Origin of the sequence: Kyrpidia spormannii (genome assembly GCF_002804065.1) — a bacterium.
GTDB classification, from domain to species: domain Bacteria; phylum Bacillota; class Bacilli; order Kyrpidiales; family Kyrpidiaceae; genus Kyrpidia; species Kyrpidia spormannii.
In genome coordinates this window covers 1,841,635-1,853,993 of the sequence record NZ_CP024955.1, presented here as the reverse complement: position 1 = coordinate 1,853,993, position 12,359 = coordinate 1,841,635, and the positions used below count along the sequence as shown (strand labels likewise).

Below are 12,359 nucleotides of genomic sequence, written 5' to 3'. Positions count from 1 at the left end.
GTCTCGAAGGCCTATAAATGGGCGGTTTCCACCCGGGCGAAAAATTGTTCCACCACCATGGCCGACGCCCCGATGAGCACGCTGTCCTCCCCTAGCCGGGAGACGTCGAGGATGAGGTGATCTTGGTTGAAAGGAAAGACCCTTTTGCGGACCTCCTGACGGATGACGGCGAGCAAAGAAGGCCCAAAAAGGGCCATGTCGTTGCCGATGATCACAGCTTCGGGATTGAGTCCCTGGATCAACGAAGAAACCCCTACTCCCAAATACTCCCCGACATGATGCAACGCGTCCAGAGCATGGCGGTCGCCGCGGTCTGTCAGGTGTTTGATGGCGGACAACTCTTCCCAAGAGGAAGGATCGTAGGGCCACCCGGCCGTTCCACCCCGTTTCTGCCGAAACACCCGGCTCAAAGCGGAGACCGAGGCGTACAGTTCCCAACATCCGCGATTCCCACAGGTACACTGGGGACCGTCCGGGTAGAGGCTCGTGTGGCCGAACTCCCCGGCGGAGCCCCGACCTCCCCGGTACAAACGGCCGTCCGCCACAATGCCCACCCCGATGCCTGTGCCGATACTGACGTACAGGAGGTTTGCGGTGTCCCGGCCGAACCCGTACCGGAGCTCTGCGATGGCCCCGCAGTTGGCATCATTGTCAATCACCACTGGCCGGCCGGTTTTGGCGGACAACAGGGTCCGGAAGGGCACGTCCGTCCAGTTCAGGTTCGGGGCGCGCAGAATCATGCCGTTCTTGTGGTCGACAATCCCTGGGATTCCTAGTCCCACACCGATGATTCCGTAGGGGGCCGTCCCGTCGACCGCCCCTTCCGCTTCCCGGGATATGGCCGCTGCCGTTTCTGTCACCTGGTCCACGGAAGGATTCGGAGGGAGAGACACCCGCCGTTTCCATACCACTTGACCGTCCAAGTTCGTGAGGGCCATCAGAAGATAGTGCACATCCAGTTGACCGGCCAAGACATATCCCGCGTCCTTTCGAAACACCAACAGCTGCGGCCGGCGCCCCCCGTGAGATCGCCCCTCTCCCACGTCCTGTACCAGATGTTCGGTCTGTAATTCCCTCACCAGGTTGGACACTGTGGCTTTGTTGAGCCCCGTCAAATCCGCGATGTCCGTGCGGGAAAGGGGGCTGTGCCGGCGGATGGCGTCCAAAACCACGGAGCGGTTGAGTTGTTTAATAAAATTCTGATCTCCGGTAACCGGTTTCTTGATCATCGTTCCCCCCCGTTCCCTTCCACCTCTTTGCCTATCATAACAAAGGGATCTTTTTTAGCGCAATAAAAAAAGTTTTTCTGGAGCCGCTTGAAACGATTTTCAGGAGGGGTTCGACAAAATCTCAGATTTACCGGAATTCTTCCCGTGTAAATCGTATCTAGATGTATCGGCTTGCAACATCCGAGAAACTTTGTTTGTATTGTAGTCAAATAAAGTTTCTGTTATACTGCTGTCAGGTCCATTATACTCCGATTGTTCGGAAAATATATAAAGAAGGGGTGGATGATGAATGATACCAAAAGTAAGGTCACGGGTGTGGACTACCGCCTTATCTGGAGTCGCCGCTGCCCTGCTCGTGGCGGGCTGTGGACAGAGTCCCTCCACGGGTTCAAGCCCGTCCCAGGGTCAGTCTTCGGGCAGCGCCAAGATTGCATTGCTGCTGCCGGAGACCGCCACATCGCCGCGGTACGAGTCCCAAGATCGGCCTCGCTTTGAGGATGCCGTGGCCAAAGAGGCGCCCGGGGTGCAGGTGCTCTATTCCAACGCCCAGGGCAGCGCTTCCTCCCAGCAACAACAAGCCGAGGCGGCGATGACCAATGGGGCCAAAGTCTTGGTGCTCGACCCCGTGGACTCCAAGGCGGCTGCGCGCATCGTCACCGAAGCCAAACAAAACGGCGTGAAAGTCATTTCATACGACCGGTTGATCACCGGCGCAGACGTGGACTATTACGTGTCTTTTGACAACGAGCGGGTGGGGGAGATGCAAGGGCAATACATCGCCGACCACACCCGCAAAGGGGGCAAAGTGGTCATGATCAACGGGGCTCAAACGGATAACAACGCCCTGCTGTTTGCCAGAGGGGCTCACAAAGTGCTTGACCCCCTTTTCAATAACGGCACCTTGAAACTCGGTTATGAAACCTATACGCCGGATTGGCTGGCGGAGAACGGCCAGAGGGAGATGGAGCAGGCCTTGACCCGTTTGAATAACAAAGTCGACGGGGTACTGGCTGCCAACGACAACCTGGCCGGGGCGGTGATCCAGGCCCTTCAGCCCCAGGGCCTCGTGGGTAAAATTCCCATCACCGGGCAGGATGCCACCGACGCGGGTCTCCACAACATCCTCAAAGGAGCCCAGTCGATGACCGTCTACAAGCCGGTCAGACAGGAAGCCGAAGCGGCGGCCAAGTTGGCGGTGGCCCTGGTCAAGAATCAGGATCCACCCTCCGGGCTCGTCAACGGGAAAGTGAACAACGGCAACAAAGATGTCCCTTCCGTCTTATTGACGCCCATCGTCGTCACAAAGGACAACATCCAGGACACCGTGATCAAAGACGGGTATACCACCATGCAGAAAATCCAGTAATGGTTAGAAGGTGAACCGGTGGAAAAAGAAAGGCGACAAGGATCTCCGCAAAAACCGCTGCTGCGGGTCGAACATCTGCGCAAATCCTTCGGGGCCGTCCAAGCACTTCACGATGTCTCTCTGGAAGTGTGGCCCGGCGAAGTGGTGGCCTTAGTGGGCGACAATGGTGCGGGTAAATCTACCACCGTTAAGATCATCTCCGGGGTTGAGCGACCGGACGGCGGTAAAATCTTTGTAGACGGTCGCCGGGTGACCTTGTCCGGCCCAGCGGATGCGGAGCGCTTGGGGATTCAGACGGTCTATCAGGATTTAGCATTATGCGACAATTTAGATATTGTTTCAAACCTGTTTCTCGGCCGGGAGCGCACGCGGCCGGTGATCCCCCGTCTATTGCATGTCCTGAGGAAAGCGGAGATGGAGGAGGCGGCGATCCCGGTGTTGCAAAAGCTCGGGATTCGCCTTCCGCCTTTGTCCACCCCGGTGTCCCGGCTCTCGGGAGGACAGCGGCAGACGGTGGCCGTGGCCCGGGCGGTGTTGTGGGGATCGAACATCGTCCTTCTCGATGAACCGACTGCCGCCTTGGGGGTGGCCCAAACCCGGGCGGTGTTGGACCTGATTGTGCGGCTCGCCGGGGAGGGCGTGGGGGTTATGGTGATTTCTCACAATTTGCATGATGTGTTTCAGATTGCCCATCGCATTGTCGTCTTGCGCCTCGGGAGGACGGCGGCGACTTTTCTCAAGGAAAACACGTCGCCCGAGGAAGTGGTGGCCGCCATCACCGGGGCGGCGGTGGAGGTGGCGGGGAAGTGAACGAGCAGCAGATGCTGCAGGCAGCCGCCCGACTGGAATCGGAAGCGGCTTCCGATGTCTCCTTATGGCACCGCATGCGGGCCCGCTGGGCCGAGGGAGATCTGGGACTGTTACCCGTGGTGATCGGGCTGATCGTCATTTGGATCGTTTTCCAAGCCGTGAATGGGAATTTTCTCTCCGGCCGTAATCTGTCCAACCTTGTCTTGCAGATCGCAGAAATCGGGATGTTGGCGGTGGGGGAGACCTTCATTCTCCTGCTCGGGGAAATCGATTTGTCGATTGCGGCGGTCAGTGGTGTAGCAGCGGGCGTCCTGGTTCTGGCTGCGGACGGAGGATGGGGGGCCTGGCCCGCCGTGTTGGCGTCGGTGGCCTGCGGGGCCGCCATTGGAGCGTTTCAGGGGTTTTGGGTGACGGTGATCGGCGTGCCCTCGTTCATCGTCACTCTGGCCGGGTCCCTGGGGTATCAGGGCATTCTCCTAGCTATGTTGGGACAGGAGGGAACGGTGCCCCTGCAAAATGGCTCCCTGCTCTCCATCGCGTCCTCCTATGTCCCCTCGGGGGCGGGATGGGCCTTGGCCGTTCTCGTCACCATCGCTTACGCCTGGGGAGTCTTTCGGGGTCGGGCCCTGCGGCGATCCCGGGGCTTGTCGGCGCCCTCGGCCAAGGAGACCGCCCTTCGGGCCGCCGTGGTCGGCGCGCTGTGCGTGGTGACGGTGGCGGTGTTAAACGGGTATCGGGGCCTACCGCTGTCCGGCCTGATCCTCGTCGCCTTTGTGGCTTTGTTTACATTTATCACCCAAGCTACACCTTTTGGTCGGCACGTCTACGCCCTTGGCGGTAACCCCGAAGCGGCCCGCCGGGCCGGAATCCGGCTGGGAACAGTTCGGATTGCCGTGTTTACCCTTGCCTCCACTCTCGGGGCGATCGGCGGAATCCTCGGGGCATCCCGGCTGGGCTCCGCCTCGCCGGCCTCCGGCGGCGGGAACCTTCTCCTTGATTCCATCGCCGCCGCGGTCATTGGGGGCACCAGTTTGTTCGGCGGGCGGGGTTTCGTGTACAACGCCTTGGCCGGCGCTTTGGTCATCGGGAGTATCGAGAACGGAATGGACTTGTTGAGCGCCCCTTCCAGTGTGAAATATGTGATCGAAGGATCGATTCTCCTCATCGCCGTGACCATCGATACCATCACCCGACGGCGAAGGGCACGCACGGGCCGGTGAACACCGGCCCCGTTTCCCGTCAACCTTCCAGCAACAGTGTCTCCGGGTCTTCCACCATCTCTTTGACCTTGACCAGGAACTGAACCGCCTCGGCCCCGTCGACGATGCGGTGATCGTAGGAAAGGGCCACGTACATCATCGGCCGAAGGACAATCTGGCCCTCCACGGCGACGGGACGCTCTTTAATGGCGTGCATCCCGAGAATTCCCACCTGGGGTGGGTTGAGGATAGGGGTGGAAAAGAGAGACCCGAACACCCCGCCGTTGGTGATCGTAAACGTGCCGCCCTGAAGTTCTTGAGGGTGCAGAGTCCCTTCCCGAGCCCGCTTCGCCAGATCGGCGATCCGGGATTCGATCTCGGCAAAGGTGAGGCGATCGGCGTCCCGCACCACCGGCACCACCAAGCCGGCGGGGGTGGCGACGGCGATGCCGATGTCGTAATGGTGTTTCACGACGATCTCGTTGCCCTCTATTTCCGCGTTCAACATGGGAAAAGCTTTGAGGGCGCCCACCGATGCCTTGGTGAAAAAAGACATAAATCCGAGTCCCACGCCGTGCTCTTCTTTGAACTGGTCCTTTCGCCGACGGCGGAGATCCAAGACCGCGGACATGTCGATCTCATTAAAGGTCGTCAACATAGCCGTGGACTGTTTGGCCTCCAGGAGTCGCCGGGCGATGGTTTGGCGCCTGCGGGTCATGGGAATCCGATCTTCATCCGGCCGCAAGGGGGACGCGGTCGTCGTGCCCGGGGCCACGGGGGCCGTAGGGGCCGTGGCTTCTCGAACAACCTCTGTCCGGGCCGCAGAAGTTGCCGGTGCGGCCTGGGGACCGTCAGCCTGACGAGCCTTTCGGCGCTGGGAAGGGGTCCTCGGGGTCGGCGGCGTGACCGAGGAGGGGGCCGTCGCCTGGTCCAAGGCGGCGGGTAAGGGATTATCCGCCGTCTGGGGCCCGGTTTTGCCCTGGGAGGCTTCGACTGGGCGGGATTCCACCGCCAGGCCTTTTTCCCCGGCGTTAGAGTGCTTGGTTTCCGGAGGGGGGGGCTCCTGGCCCCGGGCTGGTTGGTTCGGGACTTGCTGAGCCGCCTGGCCGGCAGCACCCGATCGGATCCGGGCGATGGTTTCCCCGACGGAGACCGTCTCTCCCGCCGGTTTCAGAATCGCCTCCAACACGCCGTCTTCCTCGGATGCCACCTCCACATTCACTTTGTCCGTTTCTAACTCAACCACCGTTTCCCCCTTGGCCACCGGATCGCCCTCATTTTTACGCCAACTCAGGATTGCGGCCTCGACGATGGACTCCCCGAGTTCGGGTACCTTGATGTCTGCCACAGAAAACCCCTCCTTGTTTCTTTAATGCTGCAAGGCCTGCTGAACAATCTTCGCCTGGGTCGCGCCGTGAGCGTCGGCAAGCCCTTCGGCCGGGCTCGACCGCTCCGGTCGCCCCACATATTTCAGGGCCTGTCCCGGCGGAAGAAGGGCCTGCATCCGGGGGGCCACATAGGCCCAAGATCCCATATTGCGCGGTTCTTCCTGGACCCACACGACTTCCTCGGCCCCGGGGTAACCGGCGAGAATCCGGGACAACTCTTCTTTGGGAAAAGGATACAACTGTTCCACCCGTACCACCCCGAGGGACCCGCCGGCCTCCGGGTCTTTTTCCAGGGCGGCGAACAAATCCACAGATATTTTCCCTGAACACAAAAGCACCCGTTTGATGGCCGACCGGCTTATGTCCCGACGGGGATCGTCCAGGACAGGTTGAAACCGCCCGCTGGTGAACTCCGCCTTTTCCGAAGCGGCCCGGGGATGGCGGAGTAAACTTTTTGGCGTCAACACCACCAGGGGCCGGGGGGCGTGTTGTAGTCGCCAAGCCTGCAGCCGGAGAAGGTGAAAATACTGGGCCGAGGTGGTGGGGTTGGCAACGGTCCAGTTGTGTTCGGCGGACAACTGGAGAAATCGCTCCAACCGAGCGCTGGAGTGTTCCGGCCCCTGTCCTTCATATCCGTGGGGCAAAAGCACCACCATGCCCGAGGTCTGTCCCCATTTGGCCCGGCCCGAGGCCAGAAACTGATCGAATATGACCTGGTCGACATTGGCAAAATCCCCAAACTGCGCTTCCCAGATCACCAACGTCTCCGGCGCTTGTACGCTGTACCCGTACTCAAATCCCATCACAGCCGTCTCCGTCAGCGGGCTGTTGTAGATGGCAAAGGAGACTCGAGACTGCGGAAGATGTTGCAAAGGCACGAAGGGCTCCCCGGTCTGCAGGTCGTGGAGCACCGCTAAACGATGGCCGAAAGTGCCCCGCTGGGTGTCCTGGCCGCTGATCCGGATGGGCACCCCGTCCAGGAGGATGCTGCCCAGGGCCAGAGCCTCGGCGTGCCCCCAATCGATCCTTCCTCCTTCCCGAAAATGGCTCTGCCGCCGCTTCAAAATCCGGTCGACTTTCGGATAGACCCGGAATCCTGCCGGATAATCGGTGAGGGCCTCGTTGATGATGGCGAGTCGCTCCTCGGGGACGCCGGTATTCTCCGGGAGTTCGGGATCCTCGCCCCCGGGATCCGGGATGTCGGGATGCACCGACTCGGAGGTGACTTCGGCATAGGCCCGGCGCAAATGCTCCTGGACCTCCTCCCTCATCTGCCTCGCCTCTTCCGATCGAATCGTTCCGGCATCGGCCAGGCGGTGTCCATACAGGTTCCCCACCGAGGGATGGGCGTTGATTTTGCTGTAGAGAACCGGTTGGGTCATGGCGGGATCGTCACTTTCGTTGTGTCCCCAACGTCGATATCCCACCAGATCGATGAGAAAATCTTTGTGAAATCGCCGCCGATATTCCACGGCAAGTTCCACCGCCGCCAGACATGCTTCGGGTTCGTCGGCGTTCACGTGCACCACCGGGATTTCGAACCCCTTGGCGAGATCGCTGGCGTACCGGGTGGAGCGATCGTCCGCCCGTTCTGTGGTGAAGCCTAGCAGGTTGTTCGTGATGATGTGAAGGGTGCCTCCGGTGCGGTACCCGGCGAGCCCCGAGAGGTTGAGGGTTTCCGCCACCACCCCTTCTCCGGGAAAGGCCGCGTCCCCGTGGATGAGCAGGGCCCAGGCGCCGTCCAAATCCTGACCGGGCAGCCCCGGCCGGCTTCTGTCCTCCTGGGCGGCTCTCGTAAATCCTTGTACCACGGGGTTGACGAACTCCAGGTGGCTGGGGTTGTTGGCCAGGGTCAGGCGCAGATGCACCGCCTCATCTTCATGCCGAGCTCCGAGATGATATCGCACATCCCCGGTCCACCCGTAATTGATCCCCATGGAACCTTCTGAAGGGACCAGGTCTTTGTTCGGCGAGGCGTGAAACTCGGCGAAGATTTTTGCGTAGGGTTTATCGAGAACGTGGGCGAGGACATTGAGCCGGCCCCGGTGGGCCATGCCGATGAACACTTGGCGGGCGCCAAACCGGGCTGCACCCCGGATCACGGCATCCACCATGGGAACCAACATGTCCACACCTTCAATGGAGAATCGCTTCTGTCCCACGAAGGTCTTGTGGAGAAACGTTTCGAACTCCTCCACCTCGATCAGGCGGCGAAGTAGCCGTTTCTGCTCCTCCGGCGGCTTCGGGGTCAGAAACGTTCCCGATTCGACCTGGGCCTGGAGCCAGCGTCGTTCGTCTTCGCGAAAGACGTGCGCGAACTCGTAGGCGATGGGCCCGGTGTACCGGCGGCGCAGAGCTCGTACCACATCCAGGGCTGTGCGGGCATCTGCCGGAGCCTCGGGCAAGACCCAGGAGGCGGGGAGGGTGGACAGGTCGTTCTCTGTAATCCCGTAAGCCTCCGGCCGAAGAAAAGGAACGGCAGGGCGTTCATCCCCCAGCGGGTAGATTCGTGCCTCCAGATGGCCGTAGATCCGGATGTTGCTGATCAGCCGGGTTGCCGCGGTCAGCTTGGTGATCACGCCGGGGTCGATGGTCGGGCGGTCGGCCGCTGTCCGCTTCGCTTCGCCGGGCGCAATGATCTCGCCGACGGGGGGTGGCCCCAAACGATCGAACAGCGCCCGGGTTTCCGGGTCCACCGAATCCGGATCCCGGGTGTAGCGATCGTACCATTCCAGGACATACCCGAGATTGGGTCCATAAAAATCCGCCCAGGTGGCGGGTGAAGGCGCGGTTGGAACTTTGGACATCTCTACCCCTTCCTTTCGAGAGTTCCGATGAATGGCTTGGCCCTCTCGCCTTTAAATTTTACCAGATCCGTCCACTCATGCGCGTGCTCGGCGTCACAGGTGTGCCTCCCTTTCATGGCTCGGAGGATGCGGACAAGATATACTTGGAGTCAAAGGAGGGGAATCTATGTCGTTCCTTGCAGAAACCTTGGCATTCAATCGAGAATTCGTCCAGAACCGCAGTTATGCGGAGATCCCGCAATCAAAATACCCCAAGAAAAAGGTTCTGGTGGTCACTTGTATGGACGCCCGGCTGGTCGAATTGTTGCCCCGGGCGATGAACCTGCACAATGGAGACGCGAAGTTTGTCAAAACGGCCGGGGCGCTGATTTCTCATCCCTTTGGCGGGGCGATGCGGAGCATCATGGTGGGCGTGTATCAGCTTGGCGTGGAAGAAATTCTCGTGATCGGGCACCACGATTGCGGCATGATCGGATTGCGGCCCAAACTGGTTTTGGAGCGGGCCCAGACCCGGGGGATTCCCCCGGAACGATTGGATACGCTGAAGGGGGCGGGCATCGATCTCGAAGGTTGGCTGACGGGATTTGACCGGGTTGAAGAGGCCGTGGCCCACAGTGTGGAGATGATCCGCCAACATCCGCTGATTCCCCGGGATCTCCCCGTTCACGGTCTGGTGGTGGACCCGACGACGGGCCAGCTCGAGGTGCTCATCGACGGGTATAACATGTCTAGAAGTAGAGGTGCTCCTTGATGGAGTACAGGGTGATTCTGGCGGGAAGAGCGGCGAGAGCTTGCTGCCAGCGAAGGAGTTCCCGTGCTGTCTCGGGCTCTGAGAAGGTCGTCAGGCCGGCGGCCCGGGCCTGGCTTTCGTAATCGGTGTCCTCGGGCTCCATAAAAGGGGAGAGAAAAATCACGTCTTCGGATGTGAGGTGGAGGTTGCGGAGGGCCTCCAGCGTCCCGTCCAGATGCTCCTCGGCAAAGGCGGGGCCTCCGGCGCCCACGAGAAGGATCACCCCGAGACGGAAGCCGACCTCTTTCAAGACGTTCAAGGCGTGAACCGCCTCCCGCGCCGTTCCCGGTTTGCGCAAAAATGCCCGGAGTCGATCCGCCCCGGTTTCGAGTCCGGTGTACACGGTGCGCAGGCCGTGGTCGTAGATGCGCCGCAGCCCTTGGGGGGATTTGTGCTCCAATGTGAATGTATCCATAAAGGTGTAAAATTCCCCGGCCACATTGTCTCCCAGGGTCCGCCGGATCTGTTCGAGCATCCCGATGAGCCGCGCTGTCGGCACCACGAAGGCATTGCCATCCCCGAGAAAAATCCCGCTTCGCTCCTCGATGCGCCGCCCCATGAACGCTCGGAGGCGCTCCAGGTGCCGATCCAACTCCTCGGGGGTCTTGACGTGAAACCGCCGGTCCCGGTAAAAGTCACAAAAGAGGCATCGGTTGTAGGAGCATCCGTGGGTGATCTGCACAACCAATGCGTGGTATTGATCCGGAGGGAGGATGCTGATCGGTAGATATACGTCGTCAAAGGCCTCCCGGTCCGTTGTCAAAGCTTCCGGAGTCCAGCGGACGAGTCGATCCTGCCACACCCGGGCCTCATCCCGGGGGAGAGATGCGAGAGAGGATAAAGCGGCATTGTACACCCGGCGGTAAAAGGCGGGTTTCTCGTCGGCTTCGAGGATTTCGTATCTCCGGCCCAGCAACCCTCGGACGGGGAGGGTCCGTGTGCGGACCAACCGGTCGTCCAGCCCTCGGCGCACCGCCCGGCCGGGTCCCGAGGCCAAAAGGAACCGCCCGGTTTGATCGAAGCGAAGAATCCACGGCCCTTGCAACACCATGAGACGGTTTCCCCGGACCTTGGACAATAATCTGGTCATCGGCGACATTCCTCATCCTTCCTTTCGAGCTTCGGTGGCTTTCATGGCCAGGGCCAGTCCGCCGCACAACCCGGATTTTGTGCCCAGGCCCGGAGGCACGATGTACTCATCGATGTTCGCGACAATCTCGGGGCGCTGGATGTATCCATTTAACATCTCCCTGACTTTTTGGCGAATCCGTGGGAACAGGTCGGCCTGTTGCATCACGCCGCCCCCGAGGAGGATCCGTTGGGGAGAAAGTACGCAGATGTACGTGACAAGTCCCTGGGCGAGGTAGCCAGCCTCCAGATCCCAGGCCGGATGGTCCAGAGGAAGATCGCGGCCTTTCGATCCCCAACGCTTCTCGATGGCCGGGCCGGACGCCATTCCTTCTAAACAATCCCCGTGGGCGGGACACACCCCGGGAAAGTTATCCCCGGCTGCCCTCCGAACGATCACATGTCCGGCCTCGGGGTGCATCATGCCGTGAAGAATTTGCCCCTCGACGAGGATACCGCCCCCGATCCCGGTCCCCACGGTGAGATACAGGGCGGTGTGCAATCCTTGGGCCGCGCCCCACCGGTGTTCAGCCAGGATGGCGGCGTTGACGTCGGTATCGATGGCGATGGGGACAGCCAGGCGCCGCCGCAGGTTGGCCAGGATGTTGAAGCCTCGCCACGCCAGTTTCGGCGTGCTGGTGAGGAATCCGTAAGTCGGGCTGGCCGGATCGAGATCAAGGGGCCCGAAGCACCCGAGCCCCAGGGCGCGAATGGCCTTGTCCTGAAAATACTCGGCTACGCGACCCAGGGTTTCTTCCGGCACTGTCGTTGGGATGGTGATCTGGTCCACGATCCGGCCTCGGTCGTCCCCGATTCCACAGACGAATTTGGTCCCCCCAGCTTCGATGGCTCCGAACAAGGCTCGTCCCTCCATCCGCCTCTTGACGCTGCTTTTTGTTCTCATCCTCACTGTATGCGATGATGGGCCGTCAGTAAAGGTTTGTGATGCATCATACAACCAAATCCCTGCGTCTAGCCGCAGTTTATAGAATAGAAATCAATTATACTTTTCCTATCGGACTAATATGTGTATAGTAGGATCAAGGTTTATTTTTTGGAGGGATAGATATGGCAAAACAAACCTTTGTAGCTGATATCTCGTGGTCCGGGGATCGGGTTCGATCTTCGGCCCGGATTCGCGGTCATGAAGTGACGATCGACGAGCCTGCTGTGCTGGGTGGAACGGATCTCGGGCCGAATCCGGTCGAGTTGGTTCTCGCGGCGCTGGGAGGATGTCTGAATGTCCTGATCACTTCTTTGGCCCCTCGCCACGGCGTGGAGGTCAGGGGAGTGGAGATTCGGGTCGAGGGGGACCTGGATCCCGACGGATTCCAGGAAAAGCAGCCAAATGTTCGCCCGGGTTTTCAAGAAATCCGCTATCAGGTGCACGTTGAATCGCCGTCGGCCCCGGAGCTGGTGAGAGAACTTCTCGCCCACGTCGAGCGAGTATGCCCCGTCAAGGACACCTTGCGGGGAGTGCCGACGCGGGCTGTGGAAAGCTGATGGTTTTGTCCAACTTGGGGGAACATAAAGCCTTGATTCATAGCAGCCGCCTCGGTCACCGTCGAGGCGGCTTTGTTTATCCATGTTCCCCAACAGAAGTGCGCTCACTTTCACACTTCTCAGGATGGTCACTGGTCGG

The 12,359-nt window shown here is 60.4% G+C and carries 10 protein-coding genes; 5 read left to right on the top strand and 5 right to left on the bottom strand.

Annotated features, from left to right (window positions below; translation table 11 throughout):
- Positions 1 to 11: 11 nt before the first annotated feature.
- A complete protein-coding gene (locus tag CVV65_RS09435; protein ID WP_100667916.1) occupies positions 12 to 1,229 on the bottom strand; it encodes an ROK family transcriptional regulator in 1,218 nt (405 codons plus the stop codon).
- A 289-nt stretch (positions 1,230 to 1,518) separates the two neighbouring features.
- Between CVV65_RS09435 and CVV65_RS09430 the strand changes: the two genes are divergently transcribed.
- From CVV65_RS09430 to CVV65_RS09420, 3 genes are read left to right on the top strand one after another with little or no spacing between them, the layout of a single operon-like run.
- Positions 1,519 to 2,595: a sugar ABC transporter substrate-binding protein gene (locus CVV65_RS09430; protein WP_100667915.1), complete on the top strand. Its 1,077-nt coding sequence runs from the start codon at positions 1,519 to 1,521 to the stop codon at positions 2,593 to 2,595.
- Between the two features lie 18 nt (positions 2,596 to 2,613).
- A complete protein-coding gene (locus CVV65_RS09425; protein WP_100667914.1) occupies positions 2,614 to 3,405 on the top strand; it encodes an ATP-binding cassette domain-containing protein in 792 nt (263 codons plus the stop codon).
- Positions 3,402 to 4,625 carry a sugar ABC transporter permease gene (locus CVV65_RS09420; RefSeq protein ID WP_232796574.1) on the top strand — a complete coding sequence of 408 codons (1,224 nt, stop codon included), beginning with the start codon at positions 3,402 to 3,404 and terminating at the stop codon, positions 4,623 to 4,625. Before CVV65_RS09425 ends, CVV65_RS09420 begins: the two co-directional genes overlap by 4 nt.
- Positions 4,626 to 4,644: 19 nt before the next feature.
- Here the strand turns inward: CVV65_RS09420 and odhB are convergent, their stop codons facing one another.
- On the bottom strand, positions 4,645 to 5,952 hold the full coding sequence (gene odhB / locus CVV65_RS09415) for a 2-oxoglutarate dehydrogenase complex dihydrolipoyllysine-residue succinyltransferase (RefSeq protein WP_100667913.1): 1,308 nt from the start codon (positions 5,950 to 5,952) through the stop codon (positions 4,645 to 4,647).
- A gap of 21 nt (positions 5,953 to 5,973) precedes the next feature.
- Complete coding sequence (locus CVV65_RS09410; RefSeq protein ID WP_100667912.1) at positions 5,974 to 8,799, bottom strand: 2-oxoglutarate dehydrogenase E1 component; 2,826 nt, start codon at positions 8,797 to 8,799, stop codon at positions 5,974 to 5,976.
- Between the two features lie 166 nt (positions 8,800 to 8,965).
- Between CVV65_RS09410 and CVV65_RS09405 the strand changes: the two genes are divergently transcribed.
- Positions 8,966 to 9,550, top strand: coding sequence for a beta-class carbonic anhydrase (locus CVV65_RS09405; RefSeq protein ID WP_100667911.1), 585 nt, complete (start codon positions 8,966 to 8,968; stop codon positions 9,548 to 9,550).
- On the opposite strand, the gene CVV65_RS09400 is transcribed toward CVV65_RS09405, so the two are convergent.
- The gene (locus CVV65_RS09400; protein WP_157935458.1) at positions 9,528 to 10,679 is read right to left on the bottom strand and encodes a radical SAM protein; all 1,152 of its coding nucleotides are present in this window, start codon (positions 10,677 to 10,679) and stop codon (positions 9,528 to 9,530) included. The genes CVV65_RS09405 and CVV65_RS09400 overlap by 23 nt on opposite strands.
- Before the next feature lie 12 nt (positions 10,680 to 10,691).
- Positions 10,692 to 11,621 (bottom strand): ROK family protein, encoded by a 930-nt coding sequence (locus tag CVV65_RS09395; RefSeq protein ID WP_232796573.1) that lies wholly within the window; start codon positions 11,619 to 11,621, stop codon positions 10,692 to 10,694.
- A 164-nt stretch (positions 11,622 to 11,785) separates the two neighbouring features.
- Between CVV65_RS09395 and CVV65_RS09390 the strand changes: the two genes are divergently transcribed.
- Complete coding sequence (locus CVV65_RS09390; RefSeq protein ID WP_100667908.1) at positions 11,786 to 12,220, top strand: OsmC family protein; 435 nt, start codon at positions 11,786 to 11,788, stop codon at positions 12,218 to 12,220.
- The last annotated feature ends 139 nt before the right edge of the window (positions 12,221 to 12,359 follow it).